The organism is Micromonospora sp. WMMD1128, assembly GCF_027497235.1.
In the GTDB taxonomy this organism is placed as follows: domain Bacteria; phylum Actinomycetota; class Actinomycetes; order Mycobacteriales; family Micromonosporaceae; genus Micromonospora.
Genome location: NZ_CP114902.1, coordinates 1,117,159 through 1,144,040, shown reverse-complemented (window position 1 = coordinate 1,144,040; position 26,882 = coordinate 1,117,159). Strand labels below are relative to the sequence as shown.

General features: G+C 72.4%; 29 protein-coding genes. 6 read left to right on the top strand and 23 right to left on the bottom strand.

Translation table 11 applies throughout. The features are described 5' to 3' along the window. Positions 1–40 precede the first annotated feature (40 nt). From O7602_RS05560 to recO, 3 genes are all read right to left on the bottom strand, one after another. Positions 41–226, bottom strand: coding sequence for a hypothetical protein (locus O7602_RS05560; protein WP_281587140.1), 186 nt, complete (start codon positions 224–226; stop codon positions 41–43). A 68-nt stretch (positions 227–294) separates the two neighbouring features. Further along, entirely contained in the window at positions 295–1,107 is an 813-nt protein-coding gene (locus O7602_RS05555; protein ID WP_281587139.1) for an isoprenyl transferase, read from the bottom strand. Then, complete coding sequence (gene recO / locus O7602_RS05550) at positions 1,104–1,979, bottom strand: DNA repair protein RecO (RefSeq protein WP_281587138.1); 876 nt, start codon at positions 1,977–1,979, stop codon at positions 1,104–1,106. The genes O7602_RS05555 and recO overlap by 4 nt, the downstream gene beginning before the upstream one ends. Before the next feature lie 101 nt (positions 1,980–2,080). Between recO and O7602_RS05545 the strand changes: the two genes are divergently transcribed. Further along, positions 2,081–2,878, top strand: coding sequence for a DUF4097 family beta strand repeat-containing protein (locus O7602_RS05545; protein WP_281587137.1), 798 nt, complete (start codon positions 2,081–2,083; stop codon positions 2,876–2,878). Between the two features lie 92 nt (positions 2,879–2,970). Here O7602_RS05545 and O7602_RS05540 read toward each other — a convergent pair whose 3' ends face one another. The 8 genes from O7602_RS05540 to O7602_RS05505 form a co-directional block, all read right to left on the bottom strand. Next, on the bottom strand, positions 2,971–4,206 hold the full coding sequence (locus O7602_RS05540; RefSeq protein WP_281587136.1) for an acyltransferase: 1,236 nt from the start codon (positions 4,204–4,206) through the stop codon (positions 2,971–2,973). A 152-nt stretch (positions 4,207–4,358) separates the two neighbouring features. Then, a complete protein-coding gene (gene era / locus O7602_RS05535) occupies positions 4,359–5,255 on the bottom strand; it encodes a GTPase Era (RefSeq protein ID WP_281587135.1) in 897 nt (298 codons plus the stop codon). Continuing rightward, positions 5,252–5,638 (bottom strand): cytidine deaminase, encoded by a 387-nt coding sequence (locus O7602_RS05530; RefSeq protein ID WP_281587134.1) that lies wholly within the window; start codon positions 5,636–5,638, stop codon positions 5,252–5,254. The genes era and O7602_RS05530 overlap by 4 nt, the downstream gene beginning before the upstream one ends. Next, positions 5,631–7,040, bottom strand: a complete 1,410-nt coding sequence (locus tag O7602_RS05525) for a hemolysin family protein (RefSeq protein ID WP_281590134.1) — start codon at positions 7,038–7,040, stop codon at positions 5,631–5,633. The genes O7602_RS05530 and O7602_RS05525 overlap by 8 nt, the downstream gene beginning before the upstream one ends. Continuing rightward, positions 7,016–7,489 carry an rRNA maturation RNase YbeY gene (gene ybeY / locus O7602_RS05520; RefSeq protein ID WP_281587133.1) on the bottom strand — a complete coding sequence of 158 codons (474 nt, stop codon included), beginning with the start codon at positions 7,487–7,489 and terminating at the stop codon, positions 7,016–7,018. The genes O7602_RS05525 and ybeY overlap by 25 nt, the downstream gene beginning before the upstream one ends. A gap of 18 nt (positions 7,490–7,507) precedes the next feature. Then, entirely contained in the window at positions 7,508–8,566 is a 1,059-nt protein-coding gene (locus O7602_RS05515) for a PhoH family protein (RefSeq protein WP_281587132.1), read from the bottom strand. A 133-nt stretch (positions 8,567–8,699) separates the two neighbouring features. Next, positions 8,700–10,076, bottom strand: a complete 1,377-nt coding sequence (locus O7602_RS05510; protein WP_281587131.1) for a serine hydrolase domain-containing protein — start codon at positions 10,074–10,076, stop codon at positions 8,700–8,702. Beyond that, positions 10,073–10,417 (bottom strand): histidine triad nucleotide-binding protein, encoded by a 345-nt coding sequence (locus tag O7602_RS05505; RefSeq protein ID WP_281587130.1) that lies wholly within the window; start codon positions 10,415–10,417, stop codon positions 10,073–10,075. Before O7602_RS05505 ends, O7602_RS05510 begins: the two co-directional genes overlap by 4 nt. A 93-nt stretch (positions 10,418–10,510) precedes the next feature. Between O7602_RS05505 and O7602_RS05500 the strand changes: the two genes are divergently transcribed. Together O7602_RS05500 and ppk2 are read left to right on the top strand one after the other, a co-directional pair. Further along, positions 10,511–11,272 (top strand): SDR family oxidoreductase, encoded by a 762-nt coding sequence (locus O7602_RS05500; protein ID WP_281587129.1) that lies wholly within the window; start codon positions 10,511–10,513, stop codon positions 11,270–11,272. Between the two features lie 51 nt (positions 11,273–11,323). After that, positions 11,324–12,235: a polyphosphate kinase 2 gene (gene ppk2 / locus O7602_RS05495; protein ID WP_281587128.1), complete on the top strand. Its 912-nt coding sequence runs from the start codon at positions 11,324–11,326 to the stop codon at positions 12,233–12,235. A gap of 1 nt (position 12,236) precedes the next feature. On the opposite strand, the gene O7602_RS05490 is transcribed toward ppk2, so the two are convergent. The 3 genes from O7602_RS05490 to hrcA form a co-directional block, all read right to left on the bottom strand. After that, positions 12,237–12,971 carry a 16S rRNA (uracil(1498)-N(3))-methyltransferase gene (locus tag O7602_RS05490; RefSeq protein ID WP_281587127.1) on the bottom strand — a complete coding sequence of 245 codons (735 nt, stop codon included), beginning with the start codon at positions 12,969–12,971 and terminating at the stop codon, positions 12,237–12,239. A gap of 1 nt (position 12,972) precedes the next feature. After that, a complete protein-coding gene (gene dnaJ, locus O7602_RS05485; RefSeq protein WP_281590132.1) occupies positions 12,973–14,118 on the bottom strand; it encodes a molecular chaperone DnaJ in 1,146 nt (381 codons plus the stop codon). 72 nt (positions 14,119–14,190) lie between these two features. Continuing rightward, positions 14,191–15,213, bottom strand: coding sequence for a heat-inducible transcriptional repressor HrcA (gene hrcA, locus O7602_RS05480; RefSeq protein WP_281587126.1), 1,023 nt, complete (start codon positions 15,211–15,213; stop codon positions 14,191–14,193). Positions 15,214–15,422: 209 nt separating this feature from the next. On the opposite strand from hrcA, the gene O7602_RS05475 reads away from it, so the two are divergent. Further along, entirely contained in the window at positions 15,423–16,106 is a 684-nt protein-coding gene (locus O7602_RS05475; protein WP_281587125.1) for a DUF4870 domain-containing protein, read from the top strand. Between the two features lie 43 nt (positions 16,107–16,149). On the opposite strand, the gene hemW is transcribed toward O7602_RS05475, so the two are convergent. Further along, positions 16,150–17,373, bottom strand: coding sequence for a radical SAM family heme chaperone HemW (hemW, locus tag O7602_RS05470; RefSeq protein WP_281587124.1), 1,224 nt, complete (start codon positions 17,371–17,373; stop codon positions 16,150–16,152). Positions 17,374–17,392: 19 nt separating this feature from the next. Here hemW and O7602_RS05465 point away from each other — a divergent pair, with 19 nt between their 5' ends. Next, positions 17,393–18,169, top strand: a complete 777-nt coding sequence (locus O7602_RS05465; RefSeq protein WP_281587123.1) for an enoyl-CoA hydratase-related protein — start codon at positions 17,393–17,395, stop codon at positions 18,167–18,169. Between the two features lie 109 nt (positions 18,170–18,278). Next, on the top strand, positions 18,279–19,139 hold the full coding sequence (locus O7602_RS05460; RefSeq protein WP_281587122.1) for a hypothetical protein: 861 nt from the start codon (positions 18,279–18,281) through the stop codon (positions 19,137–19,139). 28 nt (positions 19,140–19,167) lie between these two features. On the opposite strand, the gene O7602_RS05455 is transcribed toward O7602_RS05460, so the two are convergent. The 8 genes from O7602_RS05455 to O7602_RS05420 form a co-directional block, all read right to left on the bottom strand. Then, entirely contained in the window at positions 19,168–19,800 is a 633-nt protein-coding gene (locus tag O7602_RS05455) for an MOSC domain-containing protein (RefSeq protein WP_281587121.1), read from the bottom strand. 20 nt (positions 19,801–19,820) lie between these two features. Continuing rightward, positions 19,821–20,651, bottom strand: a complete 831-nt coding sequence (locus tag O7602_RS05450) for a carbohydrate ABC transporter permease (RefSeq protein WP_281587120.1) — start codon at positions 20,649–20,651, stop codon at positions 19,821–19,823. Then, positions 20,648–21,634, bottom strand: coding sequence for a sugar ABC transporter permease (locus tag O7602_RS05445; protein ID WP_281587119.1), 987 nt, complete (start codon positions 21,632–21,634; stop codon positions 20,648–20,650). The genes O7602_RS05450 and O7602_RS05445 overlap by 4 nt, the downstream gene beginning before the upstream one ends. Then, positions 21,631–22,923, bottom strand: a complete 1,293-nt coding sequence (locus tag O7602_RS05440; protein WP_281587118.1) for a sugar ABC transporter substrate-binding protein — start codon at positions 22,921–22,923, stop codon at positions 21,631–21,633. Before O7602_RS05440 ends, O7602_RS05445 begins: the two co-directional genes overlap by 4 nt. A 221-nt stretch (positions 22,924–23,144) precedes the next feature. Then, positions 23,145–23,429, bottom strand: a complete 285-nt coding sequence (locus O7602_RS05435; RefSeq protein ID WP_281587117.1) for a GlsB/YeaQ/YmgE family stress response membrane protein — start codon at positions 23,427–23,429, stop codon at positions 23,145–23,147. A 261-nt stretch (positions 23,430–23,690) separates the two neighbouring features. Beyond that, a complete protein-coding gene (locus O7602_RS05430) occupies positions 23,691–23,975 on the bottom strand; it encodes a GlsB/YeaQ/YmgE family stress response membrane protein (RefSeq protein WP_281587116.1) in 285 nt (94 codons plus the stop codon). Between the two features lie 232 nt (positions 23,976–24,207). Next, positions 24,208–26,082: a translation elongation factor 4 gene (lepA, locus tag O7602_RS05425; RefSeq protein WP_281587115.1), complete on the bottom strand. Its 1,875-nt coding sequence runs from the start codon at positions 26,080–26,082 to the stop codon at positions 24,208–24,210. 201 nt (positions 26,083–26,283) lie between these two features. Further along, entirely contained in the window at positions 26,284–26,820 is a 537-nt protein-coding gene (locus tag O7602_RS05420) for a DUF4240 domain-containing protein (RefSeq protein WP_281587114.1), read from the bottom strand. Positions 26,821–26,882 lie beyond the last annotated feature (62 nt).

Here is a 26,882-nt window from a genome sequence, read left to right as displayed (position 1 = left end):
GTTCGGCTCGACGGCCGGAGTTGCCCGGCCGTCGAGGGGGTCAGAAGAACCGACGTCGCTTGGCCTTCTGCGGCCGGATCAGGTCGGCGCCCTTGGTCAGCAGGCGGCTCACTCCGGTCGGGCCACGGCGGGCCTCAAGCGTGTGGCTGAGCCGGCGGGCACCGGCCGCCGCCAGCGGCACGGCGACCGCCATGATCGCCCACTGCCCGATCCGCTTCTGAATCATGTGGTTCACCTCCGCGTTTGCTGGTATTCCTGTTCGATACCCAGCGTGTCGCGTCGGTAAGCGTGAGCTCAGCCTCCCGGGGCCACCGGGTTGGGCAGCGCCCCGCCGAAGCGGCGGTCCCGCTGCGCGTACAGCTCGCAGGCGTACCAGAGGTGACGGCGGTCGAAGTCGGGCCAGAGCGTGTCCAGGTAGACCAGTTCCGCGTACGCGGTCTGCCACAGCATGAAGTTGGAGATGCGCTGCTCGCCGGAGGGGCGCAGGAACAGGTCGACCTCGGGCACCTCGGGGTGGTAGAGGTAACGCGCCACCGTCTTCTCGGTGACCTTGCCCGGGTCGAGCTTGCCGGCGGCGACGTCCCGGGCGATCGCGGCGGCGGCGTCGGCGATCTCGGCCTGACCGCCGTAGTTGACGCAGAACTGGAGCGTCAGCGTCGAGTTGCCGCGGGACATCTCCTCGGCGGTCTGCAACTCGGAGATCACGCTCTTCCAGAGCCGCCCGGCCCGGCCCGACCAGACCACCCGTACGCCCAGGTCGACGAGCTGGTCACGGCGGCGGCGGATGACGTCGCGGTTGAAGCCCATCAGGAAGCGGACCTCGTCCGGCGAGCGACGCCAGTTCTCGGTGGAGAACGCGTACGCCGACAGGTAGGGCACGCCCAGCTCGATCGCGCCCTCGATGGTGTCGAAGAGGCTGTGCTCACCCTGCTCGTGCCCCTTGGTGCGGGGCAGGCCGCGTTCCTTGGCCCAGCGGCCGTTGCCGTCCATCACGATGGCGATGTGCCGGGGCAGCGCGGCGGCCGGCAGCGCCGGCGGCCGGGCGCCGGACGGGTGCGGGGTCGGCGGGGTCGGCTCGCGGCGGGTCGCCCTCGTCGAACGGATCACTCGGTCATCTCCCTGTTCACACCAGCGGCGGCGGGTCCGGCGCCGGTGCGCGGCGGGACCACACCCGGCCTCGCGCCGCCGGGCGGCGGGACCGTGCCGGCCGCCGGGGCACCCCGGTCGACCAGCGGCAGCGAGCGTAGCGCGCGCTCCAGATGCCACTGGAGGTGCGCCGCGACCAGGCCGCTGCACTCCCGGCGTACGCCGGTGTCGGTGGCGTCGGCGTGCGCCCAGTCGCCGCTGGTCAGCGCGGACATCAGCAGGAGCGTGGCCGGCGCGGGGTGGGCGGCGCCCGGGGGGCGGCAGTCCGGGCAGACGGCGCCGCCGGCCGGCACCGAGAACGCGCGGTGCCGGCCCGGCTCGCCGCAGACCGCGCAGGCGGACAGCGCCGGCGCCCAGCCGGCGAACGACATGCCGCGCAGCAGGTAGGCGTCGAGCACGAGGGTGGTGGCGTGGTCGCCGCGGGCCAGGGACTTCATCGCGCCGAGGGTGAGCTGGAACAGCCGCAGCGACGGCTCCCGCTCGACCGGGGTCAGCCGCTCGGCGGTCTCGGCGATCGCGCTGGCCGCCGTGTAGCGGGGGTAGTCGCCGAGGAACCGCTTGCCGTACAGCTCGATCGCCTCGACCTGGCTGACGGTGTGCAGCGAGCTGCCCTGGTTGCCCTTGGGGTCACCGGCGAGCTGGAGGTCGACGTGCCCGAACGGCTCCAGCCGGGCGCCGAACCTGCTGGTGGTGCGTCGGACGCCCCGGGCCACCGCGCGCAGCCGGCCGTGCCGGCGGGTGAACAGGGTGATGATCCGGTCGGACTCGCCCAGCTTCTGCACACGCAGCACCACCGCGTCGTCGCGGTAGAGCTGTCGACGGTAGCCGGCCACCGGCCCATTCTCCTCGGGGTGCGATCTCAGGGTTGGTTCGGGGTGGACCGGCGGACCATCCCCGATGTGCCGGCCGTCCGGCCGGCCCTAGGGTTCTGGCCATGGCTTCGCTCCGAACGGCCGTCCGGCCCCGCGTGGTGGTGGCCGCGACCGCGACCGCCACGCTCATCGTCCTCGCCGGGTGTGACACCCTCTCGTTCCGTCGCCTCGACTACGACCAGACCGAGCGCACCAGGATCACCCGGATCAACGTGGACGGCGACGGCTCGGGCGACGTCGTGGTCCGGGCCAACGGTCCGGCCGACCAGGTACGCATCAAACGGGTGGTCCGCTACGAAGGCGGCGAGCCGGACAGCCGGTACGAGATCAAGGGCGACGAGCTGGTGCTGCCCACCGACTGCGGCAACCGGTGCAGCATCTCCTGGGAGGTGACCGCGCCACCGGGCGTGGCGGTTCGCGGCGGCACCGGGTCGGGCAACGTCGACCTCAGCGAGGTCGGCGCGGTGGACTTCACGCTCAGCTCGGGCGACTTCACGGTCAGCGGGGCGAGCGGTGAGGTCCGCGCGTCGACCACCTCGGGCAACATCCACCTGAGCGAGGCCGCCGGCCCGGTCCGGCTGCGGGCCCGCTCCGGTGACATCGAGGCGCGGCGGCTCACCTCCGCGGTGGACGCGGAGGCCACCTCCGGCAACCTCACCATCGAGCTGGACCAGCCGGCCCCGGCCCGGTTGCACGCCACGAGCGGCGACGTCGACCTGGCCGTGCCGGAGGGCCGTTACCGGGTACGGGCCGACGCGAAGTCCGGCGACGTCTCCCTGCAGGTGACGAACGACCCGGCCGCGTCCCTGCTGCTCGACGTCTCGGCGACCAGCGGCAACGTCAGCGTGTCCAGCCGCTGAGCGACCACCGCCCACCCGGCCCGACCGGGACGCAGCCAGCCCGACCGGCACCCACCCAGCCCGGCCGTCGCCCCGGCTGATCCGGCTCGCGCTCAGTCGGCGACGCGGTCCGGCTGGACGGTGTCGTTCGGCTGGACGGTGTGGTCGGCGGACCGCTCGGCGCTACGGCGCGGCGCCGGCACCCGCGTCGCGGCGCCGACAAGCGCGCCCGCCGCGCCGGCCGAGGCCGGGCTCACCGGGCCAGCGCCGGCCGGGCCACCGCCGGCCCAAGCACCGCCGGCCGAGGCCGGGCTCGCCGGGGCGACCGCCGCCCGTTCGGACGCGGTGCGCCGTTTGCCGGGCACCAGTTCGGGGGTACGCCGGGCGGCCACGTCCTCGACCCAGCCGACAAGCAACGTCACCACCCCGACGAGCACGAAGACCAGCCCCACGCGCAGCCACAGTCCGACCGGGTCGCGCGGCGACCAGCCCACCAGGCTCACGAGCGGGGTGAGCGCCACCACGAACGGCATGTGCCAGAGATAGATGGTCAGCGCACGCCGGTTGACCACGGTCACCGCGCGACCCAGCACCGGAACGCGGTCGACCCAGGCCACGCCGGTCGGCGCCCGCCCGATCGCCACCAGGATGAACGCCGTCGCCCAGAGCGCGTTGCCGAGCGGGATGTCGTTGATGTCGTAACCACGCGCGCCGGGATGGGTGAAGATCCAGGCCAGCCCGGCCGCGCCGACGACCGCGGCGATCGGCAGCAGCACCCGGTTGCGCATCCGTCGCAGCAGGCCGTCGTGGTGGGCGAAACCGAGCAGCCAGGCGCCGAAGTAGAGACCGAACTCGCGCAGCACGGCCGGTGGGTTCAGCAGGATGCCGAACTCGATCGCGGCGAGCAGGGCGTACGGGACGGCAAGCGTGGGCAGGGGCGCCCGGCGGAACAGCCAGAGCGCCAGCGGTGAGGCGAGCACGAACCACAGGTAGTCCCGCAGGTACCAGATCGGGCTGAGGGCCAGCCCGCCCCAGTAGTTGGCCGGCGGATCGGCGATCGGGAACAGCCAGAGCAGCACCCGCGGGCTGAACGGCAGCCCGGTGAGCAGCATCGCCGGCACGAAGACCGCGGCGAGCACCCAGAGCGAGGGCAGCAGCCGCCGCAGCCGGCGCGCCACGGCGGGGACGCCGCTACGGCCCAGCGACGCAGCCATCAGCGACCCGGCGAGCGCGAACATCACCGCCATCGCGGGGAACACCAGCGTGAGCGTGGCGTAGCCGGTGACGTGGTAGGTGACGACGCGCAGGATGGCCAGGAAGCGAAGCAGGTCGAGGTAGCGGTTTCGCATCAGCTCGCGGCAGGGTCCGGGGATAGTGACGACGGTCCCTACCCTGCTCGGGCAACCTGTGAAACGGGTAAAGACAGCCACTGAACGTGAGATGTCCCATAGGTCTGACTGATCCTGCCCAGCGGATGCCGGCCGCGTGCCGGCGCGACGCCTCAGAAGCCGAGCTTGCGCAGCTGCTTCGGATCCCGCTGCCAGTCCTTCGCCACGCGCACGTGCAGATCGAGATAGACCCGGGTGCCCAGCAGCTCCTCGATCTGCCGGCGCGCGGTGGTCCCCACATGCTTGAGCCGGCTGCCCCGGTGACCGATCACGATCGCCTTCTGGCTCGACCGTTCCACGTAGAGATCGGCGTAGATCTTCGTGAGGTTGCCCTCCGGAATCATTTCCTCGACCACCACGGCGATGGAGTGCGGCAGCTCGTCCCGCACCCCCTCCAGCGCGGCCTCCCGAACCAGCTCGGCGACGAGCACCTGCTCCGGGTCGTCGGTGAGCATGTCGTCCGGGTAGAGCTGCGGCGACTCCGGCAGGTAGCCGGTCATCACGTCGACGAGCGTGTCCACCTGATGACCGGAGACCGCGCTCACCGGCACCACGGCCGCGAACTCGGCCAGCTCGCTCACCGCGACCAACTGCTCGGCCAGCCGCTTCTTGTCGACCAGGTCGGTCTTGGTGACCACGGCCAGCACGGTGGCCTTCAGGCTGGACAGCTCGCCGGTGATGAACCGGTCGCCCCGCCCGACCGGCTCGTTCGCCGGGACGCAGAGCCCGATCACGTCGACCTCGCTCCAGGTCTCCCGCACCAGGTCGTTGAGGCGTTCGCCGAGCAGCGTACGCGGACGGTGCAGGCCGGGCGTGTCCACGAGCACGAGCTGCGACTCCGGCCGGTGCAGCACCGCTCGGATGATGTGCCGGGTGGTCTGCGGCTTGCTCGACGTAATCGCGATCTTGGTGCCGACGATCGCGTTGGTGAGCGTCGACTTGCCGGCGTTGGGCCGGCCGACGAAACAGGCGAAACCGGCCCGGTAGGGACGCTCCTCGGGCGTGGTCACTCGACCACCGTGCCGAGGACGGCGCCGTCCGGCGCGGCCACGTGGATCGGCGCGTCGGCGGAGAGATCCCGGACCGCGGCGTGCCCGGCGCCGTCAAGCGTCGACGCCTCGGTCACCACCGCCGCCGCCTCCAGCCGGCTCGCCCCCGCCGCCACCGCCGAGGCGACCGCCAACTGGAGCGCGGTCAACGTCAGCGACGGCAGCGCCACGCTTGCCGCCGCGTACGTCCGGCCGTCCTGGTCGCGGACGGCCGCGCCCTCCACGGCGGCCACCCGGCCCCGCGCGCCCCGGGCCAGCACGACGAGCTTGCCGTCCTCGGCGCTCAGCTCGGCCGGATCGGCGGGGGTGGGCAGTGCGGCCGGCACGGCGGGTGACTCAGGCATCGGCGGGTTGCCTCTCCTCGGAACGGTTGTGGTTGCCACGGGATTCGACCGGCTCGCCCCGGCCCGTGCCCTCCGGAGCGGACCCCGGATCGACCCGGCTCACCAGGACGGTGTCGATCCGGTTGCGCCGGCCGGTGGTGCCCTCGGCGATCAGCCGCAGGCCGGCCACCTCGGCCTCCGCGCCCGGGATGGGCACCCGGCCGAGGGCCTGCGCCAGCAGCCCGCCGACCGTCTCCACCTCGTCGGTGGGCAACTCGGTGTCGAACAGCTCGCCCAGATTCTCCACCGGCAGCCGGGCGGTCACCCGCACGGCCCCGTCCGGCAGGTGCTCCACCGGCGGGCGCTCGACATCGTACTCGTCGGTGATCTCACCGACGATCTCCTCCAGGATGTCCTCGATGGTGACCAACCCGCCGGTGCCGCCGTACTCGTCGACCACGATGACCAGGTGGTTGCGGGCCGCCTGCATCTCGGAGAGCAGATCGTCCACCGGCTTGGACTCCGGCACGAACGTCGCCTGACGCATCAGCTCCGCCACCGGCATCTCCCGTGCCTCCCGGTCGCCCTGGGTACGCCGGATCAGGTCCTTGAGGTAGAGCACGCCGAGCACGTCGTCGACGTTCTCACCGATCACCGGGATGCGGGAGAACCCGGACCGCAGGAACAGCGCCAGCGCCTGCGCCAGCGTCTTGCGTTCCTCTATCCACACCATCTCGGTGCGCGGCACCATCACCTCGCGGGCGATGGTGTCACCGAGCGCGAACACCGAGTGGATCATCTGGCGCTCGCCGTGCTCCACCACCCCGCGTTGCTCGGCCAGGTCGACCAGCTCACGCAGCTCCACCTGGGTGGCGAACGGCCCCTCCCGGAACCCCTTGCCCGGGGTGACCGCGTTGCCGATCAGGATCAGCAGCGACGCCAGCGGGTTGAGCGCCCGGCCCAGCCACCGCACCAGCGGCGCGACCGCCCGGCCGACCGCGTAGGCGTGCTGCCGACCCAGCGTGCGCGGGGCGACCCCGACCACCACGAAACTCACCACGGTCATCGCCCCGGCGGTGACCAGGGCCGCCCGCCAGCCGGCGCCGAACGTGTCGACCGCCACCAGCGCGACGAGCGTGGTCGCGGTCAGTTCGGCAAGCAGGCGGAGCAGGAGCAGCAGGTTGAGGTGACGGACCACGTCAGCGGCGACCGCCTGGAGCGCCCGCGCGCCGCGCGCGCCCTCGCGGGCCAGCTCGGCGGCGCGCGCCGGGGAGACCGCGGCCAGCGCCGCCTCGGTCATCGCGATCAGGCCGGCGAGCACCACCAGCCCGGCCCCGAAGAACAGGAGCTGAAAATCGGGCAGGCCGGCCGCGGCGCCGGCCGCCGCGAGGGACGTCATCACCGCGACCGGGTCGACCGCCAGCTGGCCAGCAGCCGGGCCTGGAGACCGAACATCTCCCGCTCCTCCTCGGGCTCGGCGTGGTCGTAGCCGAGCAGGTGCAGCACGCCGTGCACGGTGAGCAGGTGCAACTCGTCGCCGGACGAGTGCCCGGCGGTGGCCGCCTGCTTGGCCGCCACCTCCGGGCAGAGCACGATGTCGCCGAGCAGGGCCGGCTCGCCGCCGGCCGGGGCGCTCTCCCCCGGCCCGTGGTCGACGCTGCCCTCGTCCATGGGGAAGGCGAGCACGTCGGTCGGGCCGTCACCGCCCATCCAGCGGTGGTTCAGCTCCGACATGTATTCGATGTCGACGAGCAGCACGGACAACTCGGCGAGGGGGTTGACCCCCATCTCGTCGAGGGCGTGCCGGGCGACGGCGAGCACGGCGTCGGTGTCGACCTCGACACCGGACTCGTTGGCGATCTCGATGGACAACTGTCTTCCTCTGGTGGGTTAGCGGCGCCGGCCGGCCCGGCCGCCCTGGGCGGTGCGCCCCGGCACGGCGTGCACGCTCTGCGCCTGCTGGTTCTCCCGCTCGGCGTCCCAGCGGGCGTACGCGTCGACGATCTCGCCCACCAGCTTGTGGCGAACCACGTCCGAGCTGGAGAGCTGGGCGAAGTGCACATCCTCGACGTTGCCCAGGATCTCCCGGACCAGCCGCAGGCCGCTTGTCGTCCCGCCGGGAAGGTCCACCTGGGTGACGTCGCCGGTGACCACGATCTTGGAGTTGAAGCCGAGCCGGGTCAGGAACATCTTCATCTGCTCGGGCGTGGTGTTCTGCGCCTCGTCCAGGATGATGAAAGCGTCATTCAACGTGCGGCCCCGCATATATGCCAGGGGCGCGACCTCGATCGTGCCGGCGGCCATCAGCTTGGGGATGGACTCCGGGTCGAGCATGTCGTGCAGCGCGTCGTAGAGCGGGCGCAGGTAGGGGTCGATCTTCTCGTTCAGGGTGCCGGGCAGGAAGCCCAGCCGCTCGCCCGCCTCGACCGCCGGCCGGGTCAGGATGATCCGGTTGACCTGCTTGGCCTGGAGCGCCTGGACGGCCTTCGCCATGGCCAGGTAGGTCTTGCCGGTGCCGGCCGGGCCGATCCCGAAGACGATGGTGTGCGAGTCGATCGCGTCGACGTACCGCTTCTGCCCGAGCGTCTTGGGGCGGATGGTGCGCCCGCGCCGGGAGAGGATGTTGAGCGTCAGGACCTCGGCGGGCCGCTCGGCGCCGCCCTGCTCGAGCATGCCGACGGTACGCCGGACGGCGTCTGTGGTCAGGGTCTCGCCTTTCTCGATCAGTTCGAGGAGCTCACTGAAGAGACGCTCGGCGAGGGCGTTGTCGGCGGGCGCACCGGTGATGGTGATCTCGTTGCCGCGCACGTGGACGTCGCTGCTGACCGAGCGTTCGACGAGACGCAGGATCTCGTCGCCCGCGCCGAGCAGGTTCACCATGATCTTCTGGTCGGGGACCGTGATCCTGGTCTGCACCCGGGGCGGGCCGGGAGGTGGGGTGCCGGTCATAGGTCGGGCCGTCGGGCCCTGCGCCACCTGCTCTCCGATCTCGGCGCCGGGCCCTGCTGGCGCGGCGTACGGTTGCCCTCCATCGTATCGGGTCGGCACCGCACGCACCGTGCCCATTTCCGGTGCTCGACGGTCAGCCGCCGGCCCGGAAGTCGTACCCGTCGAAGGTCTCCTGCCGGCGGGTGAACCGGTAGGTCGCCCAGTGCATCCGGACCACCACGCCCCGCTCGTCGCGGGTGAGCCGGAGCAGCTCGCCGGCCTCCCGGCCGGCGACCGTGCGGAACTCGTCCGGCCGGTCCGGCAGCGGCGCGAACACCGACGGCGGCTTGCCGGCCGGGTCGTCCGCGCCCCGGGCCCGCAGCGCCCCGTCGTGCCAGGAGAAGACCGACTCGAACCCCTCGCCCCACCAGCGGCCCAGCATCCCGCGCAGGTGCGCGGGGGCGGGCGGGCCGGGACGCCACGGCTCGACCTCCGCCGGGTCGTGCTCGGCGGCGGCGGCGAGCAGCGCGTGGGGCAGGTCGAGCACCGCCACGCCGGTGCCGGACGAGCCGAGCACCGCGCAGCCCATGGCGCCGGCGGTGCCGTCACCGCCGCGCCGGCCGTAGACGGCGGCCAGGAAGCCGGGCATCGCGCCGTCGTGCCCGACGTGGGTCACCCGGTCCGGCCGTGGCACCAGGATCAGCCCGAGGCCGAAGCCGGCCGCCCAGAGCGACTCGTCGGTGGTGGTGTGCGGCCAGCGCATCTCCTCGACGGTGGCCGCGGCGAGCACCGCGCCGTCCGGGTCGAGCGCGGCCGGGTCGGCCAGGAACGCCGCCCAGCGGGCCATGTCCGGCGCGGTGCTCCAGAGCTGGGCGGCCGGCGCCACCGCGCCGAAGTCGGTGGGCGGCTCCGGGTGCGCCTCGTCGGAGTACGCGTCGACGAGGTGGCCGGTGGCCGCCCGCTCCCCCGGCTCGGGCCCGGTGGCGTTCAGCCCGAGCGGGCCGAGCACCCGGTCGGCGAGCACCTCGGCCCAGGTGCCGCCGCGCCGCCGGGCGACCACCTCGCCGAGCAGCGACAGGCCGAGGTTGGAGTAGTGGAAGCGGCGGCCGGTGGGCAGCACCCGCTCCGCCCGGGCCAGGTCGGCGAGCAGCTCGTCGACGCCCGGGACGCGGAGGGTGTCCCACACGTCGCCGTGCGGCTCGCGTTGCAGGCCGGCGGTGTGCGACAGCAGCCGGCGCACGGTCAGCTCGCCGTGCGCGGGCAGGTCGAGGTGCCGCCCGACCGGGTCGTCCAGGTCGAGCAGCCCGTCGTCGCGGCACTGCATGACGAGCACCGCGGTGAAGGTCTTGGTGACCGAGCCGATCCGCAGGACCGTGTCCGGGTCGAGCGGGGTGTCGTTGCCGGTCCCGCCCACCGTGCACGTCCAGAGCGGCCGGTCGGCCCGGTGCAGGGCCGCCGACACCGCCGGGACCCGCCCGGTCGCCTGGGCCTGCCGCACCATCCGGTCGAGCCGGTCGGAGATCGCGGTCACCGGCAGAGCATCGGGCCGAGCGGCGCGCCACCGAGCAGGTGGGCGTGCACGTGGAAGACCTCCTGGCCGCCGTACGGGCCGGTGTTGAACATGAGTCGGAACCCGTCCACCGTCAGGCCCTCCTCCTCGGCCACCACGGCGGCGGTGTTGAGCAGCTCACCGGCGAGCGCGGAATCGCCCTGCGCCAGCGTGACCACGTCCGCGTAGTGCTCCTTCGGGATCACCAGGACGTGGGTGGGCGCCTTCGGGTCGATGTCGCGGAAGGCGAGGGTGGTGGCGGTCTCGCGGACGATGGTGGCCGGGATCTCCCCGGCGACGATCCGGCAGAACAGGCAGTCCATCGCAGCAGTGTAAGGAAGGGGCCCCGGTTAACGCCTCCGGTAGAGGAAGGGGCCCCGCTTAACATCCGGCGTCGGTGCGGCAGGATGGCCGGCATGGCGGGACGGGCGGTGCTGGTGACGGGTGCCTCGCGGGGCATCGGACGGGCGGTGGCCCGCGCGTTCGCGGCCGGCGGGGACCGGGTGGCGGTGCACCACCGGGACTCGGCCGAGCTGGCCGAGGCGCTGCGCGCCGAACTGCCGGGCGACGGGCACGTGGTGGTCCGCGCCGACCTGGCCGACCCGGACGCCGTGCGCGCGGTGGTGGACGAGGCGGCCCGGCTGCTCGGCGGCCTGGACGTGCTCGTCAACAACGCCGGCGTGTTCGGGCCGGCCGACCCGCCGCACCCGGTCTTCGACAGCAGCTACGAGCAGTGGCGGTCACGCTGGCGCGAGGTGCTGGACACCAACCTGGTGGGCGCCGCGAACGCCGCCTGGTGCGCCGCCCAGCACATGCGGGAGCGGGGTGGGCGCATCGTCAACGTCTCCTCCCGGGGCGCGTTCCGGGGCGAGCCGGCCAATCCCGCGTACGGGGCCAGCAAGGCGGGGATGAACGCGATGGCGCAGTCGCTGGCGGTGGCCCTGGCCCCGTACCGCATCGGGGTGGCCTGTGTGGCGCCCGGCTTCGTCGAGACCGACATGACGAACGAACACCTCAAGAACGAGCGGGGCGAGGCGATGCGGGCGCAGTCGCCGTTCCACCGGGTGGCCCGTCCGGAGGAGATCGCCGCGGCGGTGCACTGGTTGGCCAGTCCCGAGGCGGAGTGGGCGTCCGGCACGATCGTCGACCTGAACGGCGCCTCCTACCTGCGGAGCTGACCTGCCCGTCCGGCGCGTCGAACCCCACGTGACGGGGTAGGTACGTGCGGTATGGCCGACACCGAGTTGCTTGACCTCACCGCCGACTATCGGGTGGTAGACGGGCACGACGACGATCCCGTGCTGCTGCGGCCCGACGGCAGCCCGGTCGAGACCTGGCGTGACGACTACCCCTACGAGCAGCGCCTCGACCGGGAGGAGTACGACCACCAGAAGCGTCTGCTCCAGATCGAGTTGCTCAAGCTCCAGGACTGGGTGAAGGAGAGCGGCGAGCGCCTGGTGATCCTCTTCGAGGGGCGGGACGCCGCCGGCAAGGGCGGCACCATCAAGCGTTTCATGGAGCACCTCAACCCGCGGGGCGCGAGCGTGGTCGCGCTGGTCAAGCCGGACGAGCGGGAGGCCGGGCAGTGGTACTTCCAGCGGTGGCTGGGGCACCTGCCGACCGCCGGCGAGATCGTGCTCTTCGACCGGTCCTGGTACAACCGGGCCGGCGTGGAGCGGGTGATGGGCTTCTGTTCCCGCACCGAATACCTGGAGTTCCTGCGGCAGGCCCCGGACCTGGAACGGATGCTGGTCCGGTCCGGCATCCGGCTGGTGAAGTTCTGGTTCTCGGTGTCCCGCAACGAGCAGCGGACCCGGTTCGTGGTGCGCAAGGTCGACCCGGTCCGGCAGTGGAAGCTCTCCCCGATGGACCTGGCGTCGCTCGACCGCTGGGGCGAGTACACCGAGGCCAAGGAGGCGATGTTCTTCTGGACCGACACCGCGGACGCGCCGTGGACGGTGGTGAAGAGCAACGACAAGAAGCGGGCCCGGCTGGAGGCGATGCGCCACGTGCTGCACCGGTTCGACTACGACGGCAAGGACGTCGATGTGGTCGGCACGCCCGACCCGCTGATCATCGGCCCGGCGGGGCTGGACCTGGGCCCCGAGGAGCAGCCGGTGCCGATCTTCCCGCGCCCCTGACCTACCAGCGGCCCAGGCGGGCGGCGAGCACGCTGAGCGCGGCCACCCCGGCGGTGGAGGTACGCAGCACCGACGGGCCGAGGCGGACGGTACGCGCGCCGGCCCCGGCGAACGCGGTCAGCTCGGCCGGGGCGATGCCGCCCTCGGGGCCGACCACGAGCACGATCTCACCGGTCGCCGGCAGCTCGACCGTGCTCAGCCGCTCGTCGGCCTCCTCGTGCAGCACGAAGGCGGCACCGGCGCCGGCGATGCGCCGGGCCACCGTGGCGGTGGACTCGTCCGGGGCGCCGGCCACCACCGGCAGCCAGGGGCGGCGGGCCTGCTTGGCGGCCTCCCGGGCGGTGGCCGCCCACTTCTCCCGGGCCCGTACGCCCCGGTCGCCGCGCCACTGGACCACCGACCGGGACGCCGCCCAGGGCACGATCTCGTCCACCCCGACCTCGGTCATCGCCTGCACGGCCAGCTCACCCCGGTCGCCCTTGGCGATCCCCTGCGCCACGACCACCCGGGGGACGCTCGCGTCGGCGTACCCCCGGGAGGTGATCCGCGCGTCGAGCGTGCCCCGGCCGACGGCGGTGACGAGCGCGGCGGCGGTGCCGCCCCGGCCGTCGGCGAGCAGCAGCTCCTCGCCGACGCGCAGCCGCTGCACGGTGGCCGCGTGGTGGCCCTCCGGGCCGTCGAGCGTCACCGTGTCGCCGGTGGGCAGCGCCTCGACCAGGAACAGCGGCGCCGACACCTCAGGCGTGCCCGTTGAAGGCGTCGCGCATCCGGGAGAAGAAGCCGCCCTGCTTGGTCAGCTCGGCGACCTCCTCGCCGCGGGTCTTGGCGAAGTCGCGCAGCATCCGCTCCTGGTCGGCGTCGAGCTTGGTCGGCGTCCGCACGTCCAGGTGGACGTAGAGGTCACCCCGGCCGGTGCCGCGCAGGTGCGGCACGCCGCGGGCGCGCAGCCGCAGCGTGCTGCCGGGCTGGGTGCCCGGCTTGACGTCGACGACCTCCTCGCTGTCGAGCGTCTTGATGGTCAGCCGGGTGCCGAGCGCGGCGGCCGTCATCGGCACGGTCACCCGGCAGTGCAGGTCGTCGCCCTTGCGGGAGTAGACGTCGTGGGTCCGCTCGTGGATCTCGACGTAGAGGTCGCCGGCGGTGCCGCCGCCCGGGCCGACCTCGCCCTGCTGGGCCAGCCGGATCCGCATGCCGTCCTCGACCCCGGCGGGGATCTTGACGGTCAGCGAACGGCGGGTCCGCACCCGGCCGTCACCGGCGCAGGTCGGGCAGGGGTGCGGAATCGTGGTGCCGTAGCCCTGGCAGACGGTGCACGGCCGGGCGGAGACCACCTGACCGAGGAACGTCCGCTGCACGGACTGCACCTCGCCCCGACCGCCGCACGCCTCGCAGGTGGCCAGGTGGGTGCCGGCGGCGGTGCCGGCGCCGGAGCAGGTGGTGCAGAGCACCGCGGTGTCGACGGTGATCGGCGCCTCGACGCCGAACGCGGTCTCGTTGAGGTCGAGTTCCAGCCGCAGGATCGCGTCGGCGCCGGGCCGGGTGCGCGGCCGGGGCCCCCGGCTGCCGCCCGCCGCGCCGCCGAAGAACGCGTCCATGATGTCCTGGAAGCCGACGAACGGGCCGGCGCCGCCCGGACCGCCCGGACCGCCGGCGCCACCGCCGCCCGGGGCGAGCGGGTCGCCGCCCAGGTCGACGATCTGCCGCTTCCGGTCGTCCGAGAGGACCTCGTACGCGGCGTTGATGTCCTTGAACTTCTCCTGTGCCTCCGGGTCCGGATTGACGTCCGGGTGGTACTGCCGCGCCAGCTTGCGGTAGGCACGCTTGATGTCGTCGTCGGAGGCGTCCCGGCTCACGCCGAGAATGCCGTAGTAGTCCCTGGCCACTGCGTTCGGTGTCCTCATGTTCGTCTCGCGTTCGCCGGTCGTCGGCCGCAGCCGGCCGTCGGCCCTGACTGGTCAGTTCTGGGCCAGCAGTTCGCCCACGTAGCGTGCCACGGCCCTCACCATGGCGATATTGCCGGGGTAGTCCATCCGGGTCGGCCCGAGCACGCCGAGCCCACCGACGATGGTCGCACCCGGGCCGTAGCCGGTGCTGACCACGGAGGCGGCCCGCAGGTTGTCGACCTCGTTCTCGTCGCCGATGAGCACCCGGGTGGTGCTCGGTTCGGTCTCGCCGATCAGCTTGAGCAGCACGACCTCCTCCTCGAGCGCCTCCAGGATGGGGCGCAGCGAGCCCTGGAAGTCGAGCAGGCCACCCCGGGTGAGGTTGGCGGTGCCGGCAAGCGCGATGCGCTCCTCGTGCCGCTCGACGAGTGTCTCCAGCAGCACGGTGGAGAGCGTGGTCATGGCCGGGCGCAGCTTCGGCGGGGACTCCTCGACGAGCGCCTGCACCAGCGGCGGCGTCTCGGCGAGTTGGCTGCCGACGAGCTTCTCGTTGACCAGCCGGCGCAGGTCGGTGACGTCCTCGGCGGGGATCGGGGCGGGCAACTCGACCAGCCGCTGCTCGACCCGCCCGGTGTCGGCGATCATGACGACCATCAGCCGGGTGGTGGAGATCGGCACCAGCTCCAGGTGGCGCACCTTGGACCGGGCCAGGCTGGGATATTGCACCACGGCGACCTGCCGGGTGAGCTGGGCCAGCAGCCGGACCGTGCGGTGCACCACGTCGTCGAGGTCGACCGCGCCGACCAGGAACCGCTCGATCGCCCGGCGCTCGGCCGGGCTGAGCGGCTTGACCCGGGAGAGCCGGTCGACGAAGAGTCGGTAGCCGCGGTCGGTGGGCACCCGGCCGGCACTCGTGTGCGGCTGCCGGATGTAGCCCTCCTCCTCGAGCACCGCCATGTCGTTGCGCACGGTCGCCGGCGAGACGCCGAGCTGGTGCCGTTCGACCAGGGCCTTGCTGCCCACCGGCTCCTGCGTGTGGACGTAGTCCTCGACGATGGCGCGCAGCACGGCGAGCTTGCGGTCGTCGAGACCCATCTCCCCACCTCCTGACGCACCTCGGCCGGACCACGCGCGGCATCCGCCGGGCGGCTGGCACTCGACTGTAGCGAGTGCCAGTCTACGTCGGCAGTCCCACCGACGCGATGATCGCCCGACGGACCTCGGGTGCGGCCTGCCGCACATTCCGCCGCCACGGGTCCGGGCAGCACTGGTGTCGCTTGCCCGTGGGACCTACGGTGACGTGCATGACTGAACCTCCTCGCCCGCCCGGAGCGGGGGACCCCGGCCCCCAGCCCGACCCGACCCCGCCGTCGGCGCCCTACGGCTCGTCGCCGGCCGACGAGCCCCCCACCGCACCACTGTCCGGGGCACCGGGCGGGGGCGGCTATCCCCCGCCCGGTGACTATCCGCCCCCGGGCGGCCAACCTCCGGCCGGCGGCTATCCCCCGCCGGGTGGCTATCCGCCGCCCGGGGGTTACCCGCCGCCGGGTGGCTATCCCCCGCCGGGTGGCGGCGCGCCCGGTTACGGCCCGCCCGGCGCCGGTTACCCCGGCGGCGGCGCGTACGGGCCGCCGGCCGGCTACGCCAACAACGACGACAAGACCTGGGCCCTGGTGGCGCACTTCGGTGGCGCGGCCGGGATGCTGATCGGCGGCGGCGTACTGGGCTGGGTCGCGCCGCTGGTGGCCCTGCTGGCACGGGGCAACCAGTCCCCGACCGTCCGGGCGCACGCGGTCGCCGCGCTCAACTTCCAGCTCATCTGGTCGGTCATCGCGCTCGTCGGCTGGATCCTCACCTGCATCCTGATCGGCCTGGTGATCGGCTTCGGCGCCATGATCGTCGGCATCATCTTCGGCATCCTGGCCGGGGTGAAGGCCAACGAGGGCCAGCTCTACCGCTATCCGATGTCGGCCAGCCTGATCAAGTGACCCGCTCCGGCCGGTCCCGCGCGGCGGGACCGGCCGGCTCCGGTCAGGGCAGCAGGTCGCGGACGACCGCGTCGGCGAGCAGCCGGCCCCGCAGGGTGAGCACGGCCCGGCCCCCGGCGTACGCCTCGGCGTCGAGCAACCCGCCGGCCCGGGCCCGCTCCGCGCCCGCCCGGCCGGTCTCGTCCAGCACGTCGAGCGGCAGCCCCGAGGCGAGCCGCAGCCGCAGCATCACGTCCTCCATGTGCTGCTCCTCGGCGGTGAGCCGCTCCCGGGCCAGCGCCGGCGACACGCCGTCGGCCAGCCGCGCCGCGTACGCGCTCGGGTGCTTGACGTTCCACCAGCGCACCCCGCCGACGTGGCTGTGCGCCCCCGGGCCCAGGCCCCACCAGTCGGCGCCGGTCCAGTAGAGCAGGTTGTGCCGGCACGCCCCGGCCGCCGAGCGGGCCCAGTTGGACACCTCGTACCAGGAGAAGCCGGCCGCGCGCAGCGCCGTCTCCGCCGCCAGGTAACGGTCCGCCGCCACGTCGTCGGAGGGGTACGGCAGCTCGCCGCGACGCATCCGCGCGGCCAGCCGGGTGCCGTCCTCCACGATCAGGGCGTACGCGCTGACGTGGTCCACCCCCGCCTCCACCACCCGGGCCAGCGAGGCGGCGAAGTCGTCCGCCGTCTCCCCCGGCGTGCCGTAGATCAGGTCCAGGTTCACGTGGTCGAACCCGGCGTCGCGTGCCTCCGCCGCGGCGGCGGTGGCCCGGCCCGCGCTGTGCCGCCGGTCGAGCACCGCCAGCACGCCCGGCGCGGCGGACTGCATGCCGAGCGAGATCCGGGTGTAGCCGGCCGCCCGCAGCGTCTTCAGCGACTCCGGGGTGACCGACTCGGGGTTGGCCTCGGTGGTCACCTCGGCGTCGGCGGCCAGCCCCCAGGTGCGGTCGATGCCGTCGAGGATCCGGGCCAGGTCGTCGGCGGGCAGCAGAGTGGGGGTGCCGCCGCCGACGAAGACGGTGTCCACCCGCGGCGGCGGGGCGTCACCAAGCACCCGGGCGGCGAGCGCCAGCTCGGCCAGCACGCTGTCGGCGTACGTTTCCCGGCTCGCCCCGCCGCCCAGCTCGGCGGCGGTGTACGTGTTGAAGTCGCAGTAACCGCACCGGCTGGCGCAGAACGGGACGTGCACGTACACGCCGAAACCGCGGGCGCCGACGGCGCGGCGGGCGGCGGCGGGCAGCGACCCGTCGCGCGGGACGGGTTCGCCTTCTGGAAGGACGCCGGGCATGGCCACTAGTGTGCCCGGCATGACCTCTCCGGACGCTCTCGTGCGGGTCGCCACGGCCCGTGGCGTGACCACGCTCACCCTGGACAGCCCGCACAACCGCAACGCGCTCTCCACCCCGCTGATGACAGAGCTGCTGGCCGGGCTGGCCGCGGCGGTCGCCGACGACGCGGTCCGGGCGGTCGTGCTCGACCACACCGGTCCGGTCTTCTGCTCCGGCGCCGACCTGAAGGAGACCGCCGCGGCGTACGCCAGCGGGACCGTGCCGGCCGGGATGCTCGGCGACGTGCTGGTCGCCGTGCGGGAGTGCCCGAAGCCGGTGCTGGCGAAGGTGGCCGGGGCGGCGCGGGCCGGTGGGCTGGGCCTGATCGCCGCCGCCGACCTGGCGGTCTGCGCCGAGGAGGCCACGTTCGCGTTCACCGAGGTGCGGATCGGGGTGATCCCGGCGGTCATCTCGGCGACCGTGCTGCCCCGGCTGAGCCCCCGGGCCGCCGCCGAGCTCTACCTGACCGGCGACACGTTCGACGGCCGGCGGGCCGCCGAGATCGGCCTGGTCACCGCCGCGGTGCCGGCGGACGGGCTGGACGCCGCCGTCGAGCGCTACCGCGCGTCGCTGGTGCGGGGCGCGCCGGGGGCGCTGGCCGGCGCGAAGGAGCTGCTGCGCCGCCCTTCCGCCACCGACCTGCGGGTGGAGATCGCCGAGTTGTCGGCGCTCTCCACCGGCTACTTCCTCTCCCCCGAGGGCCGCGAGGGCGTGCAGGCACTCCGCGAGAAGCGCCCCGCCGCCTGGGTGGTGTAAGGAGGGGCCCCCGCTTAACGTCTCCGGTATAGGCGGGGCCCCCGCTTAACGGCCACGCCGGGCCGGCGGCGATCTCGACGTACGCTGGGCGGGGCCGGAAGGGCAGGGGGTGCGGGTGCGGACGCGAGTGCCGATCATGGCAGCCGGGGTGGCCGTGTGCGTGCTGGCCCTGCTCGCGGTCTGGTTCGTGACCAAGCAGTTCGGTCATCACCTGCGACTGCCGACCGCCAGCCGGACCTGCACCGTGCAGGCCGACGGCGAGGTGGTGCTCGGCGCGGACCAGATGGCCAACGCGGCCACCATCGCCGCCATCGGCGTGCAGCGTCGGATGCCCGAGCGGGCGGTCGTGGTGGCGCTCGCCACCGCCTACCAGGAGTCACACCTGCGCAACATCGCGCACGGCGACCGGGACTCGCTCGGCCTGTTCCAGCAGCGCCCGAGCCAGGGCTGGGGCACGCCGGAGGAGATCCAGGACCCGCGCTACGCGGCGAAGAAGTTCTATGCCGCGCTGAAGAAGATCAAGGGTTGGGAACGGATGCGGATCACCGAGGCCGCCCAGCGGGTGCAGCGGTCGGCCTACCCCGAGGCGTACCAGAAGTGGGCGGACGAGTCGGAGGTCCTCACCCGCGCGTTGCTCGGCCCGGCGACCGGCGCGGTGGCCTGCACGGTCGGGCCGACGCCGACGATGCGCGGACCGGCCGCGGCCAGCGCGGTGCTGGAGGGCCTGGCCCTCGACTGGGGGCTGCCCGGGTTGACCGCCGGGTCCGACCTGACCGGGCTCACGGTGCCGGCCAGCGACAATCGCAACGGCTGGCGGTACGCGCACTGGCTGGTCTCGCACGCCGACGACCGGGGCGTGAAACGGGTCCGCTTCGCCAACCTGGAGTGGACGGCCGAGCAGGGCACCTGGACCCGGGTGAAGGGCGACCCGGCGACGCAGGTGTTGGCCGAGGTCTTCGCCGCGCCCTGACCGGGCCGCCAGCCGAGACCGCAACCCGTCAGCCGAGGCGGCGGCGGGCCTTCTCCCGCAGCGACCCGGGCAGCTCCGGCACGTCGAGCAGCCGGGGCAGCAGCGCCGGCTCCAGCGTGACGGCCCGGAACACCTCGCCGACGGTCACCCCGTGGGCCGGCCGGTCGACCACCTCGACCGGGTCGCCGGTGCCGACGTCGCCGGGACGCAGCACCCGCAGGTAGGCCCCCGGCGCGCCGCGCGCGGTGAAGCGCTTGATCAGATCGGGTACGCCCCAGAAGCCGGCGAAGGTGCGGCACGGGGTGCGCGGCTTGGTCACCTGGAGCAGCGCGGAGCCGACTGCCCAGCGCTCGCCGACCACCGCGCCGGTCACGTCGACCGCCGAGGTGGTGAGGTTCTCGCCGAAGACGCCGGGCCGCAGCTGCCGACCGAGCTCGCCGGCCCACCAGTCGGCGTCCTCCTCGGCGTACGCGTAGACCGCCTGGTCGGGGCCGCCGTGGTGGGCCCGCTCGCCGATGAAGTCGCCTGTCACCCCGCCGGGCCGGATCTCCACCCGGCCACCGGCGGGCCGCTTGTCGATGCCGCTGCGACCGCTCGCGTCGCCGGCCCACGCCGCCTCGGTGATCTCGCCGAGGTTCACCGCCACCACCCTGCCCGTCATGGCGACCACCCTAGGTGCACTCAGCCCTTCACCGCGCCGGCGACCAGCCCGGAGACCATCCGGCGCTGGACCAGCAGGAAGAAGACGATGACCGGCAGGGTGAACAGGGTGGACGCGGCCATCACCGAGCCCCAGGCGGTGTCGTCCCGGCCGAAGAAGAACGTCATCGCCACCGGCAGCGTGTACTTCTGCTGGTCGTTGATGAAGGTCAACGCGAAGATCAACTCGTTCCAGGCGGTGATGAAGGAGAAGATGCTGGTGGCCACCAGACCGGGCGCGACGAGCGGGAAGAGCACCTTGCGGAAGGTCTGCGCCCGGCTGGCGCCGTCGATCGCCGCCGCCTCCTCCAGTTCCTTCGGCACCGCCGCGACGAAGCCGCGCAGCATCCAGACCGCGAACGGCAGCGAGAAGCCGAGGTACGTGAGGATGAGGCTGGGCAGCGTGTTGTAGAGGCCGAGCCGCTGGATCATCAGGAACAGCGGGATGACCAGCGCCTCCAGCGGGATCATCTGCACCACCAGCAGCAGGATCAGGAAGCTGGTGCGCAGTGTGAACCGGAACCGGGCGACCGCGGTGGCGGCGAGCAGCGCGACCAGCCCGCTCAGCAGCACGGTGGCCACCGCGACGAGGACGCTGTTGAGGAAGAAGTCGAGGAACGTCACGCCGGGGATCAGGTTGCCGCCGAGGATCTCCCGGTAGTGCTCCAGGGTGGGCTTCGCCGGCACCGGGCGGGGCGTGGCGGAGAAGATCTCCCGGTTGGGCTTGAGCGAGGTCGCGATCATCCAGTAGACGGGGAACGCGGCGAACAGGGCGACCAGCAGGCCGGCCCCGTTGAGCGCGAGCTTCTTCACGACTCGTCCTCCTGCCGGAGCACCATGCGGACGTACAGGGAGGTCACCACGAGCAGGATGACGGTGAGGATAACGGCGATCGCGGAGCCGAGGCCGTACTTGGGCGGCGGCGAGAACGCTTCCGCGTACGAGTAGATCGACAGCATGAACGTCGACCGGTCCTGGGTGCCGCCGGCCAGCACGAACTGCTGGGTGAAGACCTTGAAGTCCCAGATCGTGGAGAGCACCACGAGGATGCCGAAGACGGGCCGCAGGATCGGGAAGGTGACGGACCAGAAGACCCGCCACGGCCCGGCGCCGTCGACGCGGGCCGCCTCCTGCAACTCGCTCGGCACGCTCTTGAGCCCGGCCAGCACGCTCACCGCGATGAACGGGAACGAGTGCCAGACCACCACGAGCGTCAGGATGCCGAAGAAGAGCAGCGGGTCGTTGAACCAGCCGTACCCGGTCCAGTCGCTGCGCCCGAACACCGTCGTGGAGAGCCCGTCCGGGAGCTTGTTGAACAGCCAGGTGACCAGGCCGCTCGTATCGTCGAAGATCCACTTCCAGACGATGGTGCCGGTGAGCGCCGGGGTGGCCCAGGCGAGCATCACGCAGCTCGCCACGAACGTGGCCATCTTCCGGCCCAGCCGGTTGAGCAGCAGACCGACGAGCGTGCCGAGGACCATGGTGAGCGCCACGTTGGCGACCGCGAAGAGCACGGTGTTGCGCAGCACCGTACGGAAGAACGGGTCGCCGAGGATCTGCGCGTAGTTGGCCAGGCCGACCCACGGCCACTCGCGGTCCCCGCGGAGCTGGCGGACGTTGTCCAGTTTGAAGAAGGACATCGCCACGACCTGGCCGAGCGGCCAGAGCAGGAGCACGGCGATGATCGCCAGGCAGGGCAGGAGCAGCAGGTACGGGAGTTTGTCCGGCCGGCGGCGCCGCCGCGCGGGGGTGTCCCGCGCGGCGGCCTCGTCGGTGCTCTTCGTCAGTAAGCTCACTTGCTGTTCAAGATGCTTTCCATCTCGGTGGCCGCGTCGGCGGTTGCCTTCTCGACCGTCTTCTGGCCCTTCATGACCGAGCTGTTCATCGCCTGGGTCACCGTCTTGGTCCGGCTGACCTCGACCCACTTCGGGGTGAGCGGGGTCAGCTTGGTGTTCTGCATGGCGGTGGCGAACGCGGCCATGACCTTGTCGTCGGCGTAGCTGCCGCCGTTGAGCAGGTCCTGGTAGACCGGGAAGAAGCCCAGGCTGTCGGCGAACTCCTTGTCCTTCTGCTTGGCCAGCAGCACGGTCATGTAGTCCCACGCCAGGGACTGCCGCTCGCTGTCCTTCCAGATGGCGATGTCGGAGCCGCCGGCGAACGCCGGGGCGGCCCGGCCGTCCGGGCCGGGGATCGGGAAGGTGCCCCAGACCTTCTCGATGTCCGGGTTGGCCTCCTTCATCGCGCCGCCCTGCCAGCTGCCGGCGAACGCCATGGCGGCCTTGCCGGTGGCGAACTGGGTACGGGCGTCGACCTCGTTCCAGCCGGCGGCGGCCGGCGGGGCGACCTTGTGCACGGTCACCAGGTCGGTCCAGAACTTCACCGCCCGCTGTGCCTCGGGCGTGGTGTAGCCGGACTTCCAGGTGTCACCGTCCCTGGTGGCGATCTCACCGCCGGCGCCCCAGAGGAAGGAGTAGAACGGCAGCTCGGAGTTGCCGGGCAGGGCGATGCCGTAGGTGCCGGGCTTCTTGGCCTGGACGGCCTTCGCGGCGGCGACCATCTCGTCCCAGTTCGTCGGCGGCTTCACGCCGGCCTCGGCGAACCAGTCGGTGCGGTAGTAGACGGCGCGCACGCCGGCGTACCACGGCACCCCGTACTGCTTGCCGTCGAGCTGGGCGTTCTTGACCAGGTCGGGCAGGATGTCCTTGCCCTCGGACCAGCCGTCGAGCTTGTCGGTGACGTCGGCGAGGGCTTCCTGTGCCGCCCAGCCCTGGGTCTCGGTGTTGCCCAGTTCGGTGACGTCGGGGCCTTCTCCCCCGGCGAGCGCGGCCTGGAACTTCTTCGGCGCCTCGAGCCAGGGAATGTACTGCACCACGACGTCGGTCTCGGGGTGCTTCTTCTTGAACTCCGTCTCGACCGTGTCGAGGAACGCGGTCTGGGCGTCGCCGCCCTCGCCCATCATCCAGACCGTCAGCTTGCTGGTGTCGCCGGCCTCGTCGTCGTCGCCGGAGCCACCGCATCCGGTCAGCGCCAGCGCGGCCGACGCCACGATGGCGGTGACCGGGGCCAGCCGCTTCCACCTGTTCACGCCATATCTCCCTCAGGGCCGTTTGGCACTAACCTTCTGCGCCGCACCTTAGTAGGAAAATTTCCTTTACAACAGGGGGCGGTCGCGGCGGCCGGCCGAGGCGACGGTATCGCAGCCGGAAGCCCGGCCGGCAGAGGCACCGTCCGGGCAGGTCAAAGCGGGGGTACGCGGACGGGCGCCCGGCCATTGGCCGGGCGCCCGTCGAGGCTGTGGTGCGGAGGTCAGTAGCGCGAGACGCCGCGGCGACCGCCGACGCCGGCCACCAGGGCCACACCGATGGCGGCGAACAGCACCTGCAGCATCAGCTCACGCCAGTCGATGCCGGCCGTCTCGGCGAAGCCGGAGGCCCGAGCGACGATCGTGCCCAGCAGCGCGGCGCCGACACCGATCAGCATGTGCAGCCACATCGGCATGTTCTGCCGGCCCGGCACGACCAGACGGCCCAGCGCGCCGACGATCAGACCAACGACCAGCGCGGTGATGATTCCCCAGACGGTGAACTCCATGGTCGCCCTCCTCCTTCGGATCGGGTCACACGATTTCGTGTGCAAACTGTCGTGACAGCTGAATTCCCGACCGGCCAAAAATCCAAACCGACTTCGGTGACGATTTGTTCAGACCGGTGGTGAGCTGGGGTTTCTCGTCAAAACTTCCGTGCGGGATGCCGATGCCCGGCCCGGCAGCGGACCGACCGGCTTCAATGCGGAAACGCCGACGGGCGCCCGGCCGAGTGGCCGGGCGCCCGTCGAGGCGCGTGTGGTGCGCGGTCAGTGGTGGGTGACGCCGCGGCGACGGCCCACACCGGCCACCAGGGCCACCCCGATGGCGGCGAACAGCACCTGCAGCATCAGCTCACGCCAGTCGATGCCGGCGGTCTCGGCGAAGCCGGAGGCCCGAGCGACGATCGTGCCCAGCAGCGCGGCGCCGACACCGATCAGCATGTGCAGCCAGATCGGCATGTTCTGCCGGCCCGGCACGACCAGACGGCCCAGCGCGCCGACGATCAGACCGACGATCAGGGCGGTGATGATGCCCCAGACGGTGAACTCCACGGTCGTCCTCCTATGAGCGGTTTCGCACGTTCTGTGCGGTTGCTGTCGTGACCGGTAAGTTCCCGACTCGCCAAAAATCGAAACCGGCCAGATCCGCCGCGGACCGGCCCCGACCGCCTCGACCGCCCGAATCCGCAGGTGAGGGCGCTGCGGGAAGCTGAAAAATTCCTGGGTACGCGAACCGGCCGGCCCCTCCGCCGAGGAGGGACCGGCCGGCCGGAAGGGCCTGCGGCTACTTCTTGCCCGTGGACTTGCCGTCGGAGTCGGAGGAGAGCGCGGCGATGAACGCCTCCTGGGGGACCTCCACCCGGCCCACCATCTTCATCCGCTTCTTGCCCTCCTTCTGCTTCTCCAGCAGCTTGCGCTTACGGCTGATGTCACCGCCGTAGCACTTGGCGAGCACGTCCTTACGGATCGCGCGGATCGTCTCCCGGGCGATCACCCGGGAGCCGATGGCCGCCTGGATCGGCACCTCGAACTGCTGGCGCGGGATCAGCGAGCGCAGCTTCGCCGCGATCGTCGTGCCGTACGTGTAGGCCTTGTCCTTGTGCACGATGGCGCTGAACGCGTCCACCGGCTCGCCGTGCAGCAGGATGTCGACCTTCACCAGGTCGGACGCCTGCTCGCCGGAGGGCTCGTAGTCAAGCGAGGCGTAACCCTTGGTGCGGCTCTTGAGCTGGTCGAAGAAGTCGAAGATGATCTCGGCCAGCGGCAGTGTGTAGCGCAACTCCACCCGGTCGGCGGAGAGGTAGTCCATGCCCAGCAGGCTGCCCCGGCGGCCCTGGCACAGCTCCATCACCGCGCCGACGTAGTCGTTCGGGGTGAGCACCGTGGCCCGCACCGTCGGCTCGTACACCTCGGCGATCTTGCCGGACGGGTACTCGCTCGGGTTGGTCACCACGATCTCCTCGCCGTCCTCCGTGATCGCGCGGTAGACCACGTTCGGCGCGGTCGAGATCAGGTCGAGGTTGAACTCCCGCTCCAGCCGCTCCCGGATGATCTCCAGGTGCAGCAGGCCGAGGAAGCCGCAGCGGAAGCCGAAGCCCAACGCGCCGGAGGTCTCCGGCTCGTAGGTGAGCGCCGCGTCGTTGAGCTTGAGCTTGTCGAGCGCCTCGCGCAGGTTCGGGTAGTCCGAGCCGTCGATCGGATAGAGGCCCGAGTAGACCATCGGCTTCGGGTCCTTGTAGCCGCCGAGCGCCTCCTTGGCCTGGTTGCCGTTGATGGTGACGGTGTCGCCGACCCGGGACTGACGCACGTCCTTCACACCGGTGATCAGGTAGCCCACCTCACCGACGCCGAGCGCGTCGGCCTTCACCATCTCGGGCGAGATGACGCCGATCTCCAGCAGCTCGTGGACCGCGCCGGTGGACATCATCTTGATCCGGTCCCGGGCCGAGATCCGGCCGTCGATCACCCGCACGTACGTGACCACGCCCCGGTAGACGTCGTACACCGAGTCGAAGATCATCGCGCGGGCCGGGTCGTCGGCCGCGCCCACCGGCGGCACGAACTGCCGGACGATCTCGTCGAGCAGGTAGGGCACGCCCTCGCCGGTCTTGCCCGAGACCCGGATGCAGTCCGCCGGGTCGCCGCCGATCAGGTGCGCCAACTCCTCGGCGTACTTCTCCGGCTGGGCGGCCGGCAGGTCGATCTTGTTGAGCACCGGGATGATGTGCAGGTCGTTCTCGAGCGCCAGGTAAAGGTTCGCAAGCGTCTGCGCCTCGATGCCCTGCGCGGCGTCCACAAGCAGGATCGCACCCTCGCAGGCCGCCAGCGAGCGGGACACCTCGTAGGTGAAGTCGACGTGGCCCGGGGTGTCGATCATGTTCAGCACGGCGGTCTCGCCGGACCGGTCACCCTCCCGGATCGTCCACGGCATCCGGACGGCCTGGCTCTTGATGGTGATGCCGCGCTCGCGCTCGATGTCCATCCGGTCCAGATACTGCGCGCGCATCTGCCGGGGGTCGACCACGCCGGTGAGCTGCAACATCCGGTCGGCCAGGGTCGACTTCCCGTGGTCGATGTGGGCGATGATGCAGAAGTTCCGGATGCGCGCCGGGTCGGTGGCACCAGGAGCGTTCGCGCCGGGATCGAGCGTCGGTGGCACAGCGGTCCGTTCTGGTCGGCTGACGTGAGCGGGCCGGCGCGGCGCCGGCCCCCTCTATGCTCCCACGCCGGCCGGGGCGCGCCCGGGCTCCCCCGTCACTCCCGCGGCCTCGCTCCCCCCGTCACTCCCGCGGCGCCTGCGGCGTCGCTCCTGCCGGCGTCACCGCCGCGGGCGTCACTGCCGCGGGCGTCACTGCCGGTGTCACTCCTCTGGCGGCTCGACGAAGAGCGCGGCCAGCTTCGGCAGGCGCCGCCGCGCCTCGTCCTCGTCGTCGAAGTCCCAGAAGTCGTTCAGGTCCGGCTCGGGTGCCCGCTCACGGCCCGCCGGCAGCTCGGCCGCGGTCGCCTTCCGGTACGCGTCCCACGGCGCCGCCAGCATGTCCTCGCACTCGAACTCCTCGCCGCTGAGCGCGGCGGCCCGGACCCGGGGCAGCTCGGCGAGGGAGTCGGGATCAGCCACCGCCCGGGCGAACACCGCCCGCCCCTGCGTCATCAGCCAACCCCGGAAATACTCGAAACCGTCATCCGAGGCACCCCCGTTGATCAGGTACGCCGCACCCCACAGGTCCACCCGGTAGGAGGCGGCGATCACCCGCCGCTGGTGCTCGGCGTACCCGATGATCTCCTCGGGGTCGCGCTCGGCCAACAGCGCGACCGCCCGGGCGGCGACCGCGTCGGCCTCTTCCCCGGCCCCGGCCCGGGCCTGGTCGATCAATTGCCAGAAGTCCTCGGTCCTCATGGCCGGCAGTCTCGCAGAGCCCACCGACGCCCACCGACGCCCGCCGGCACCCACCGACGCCC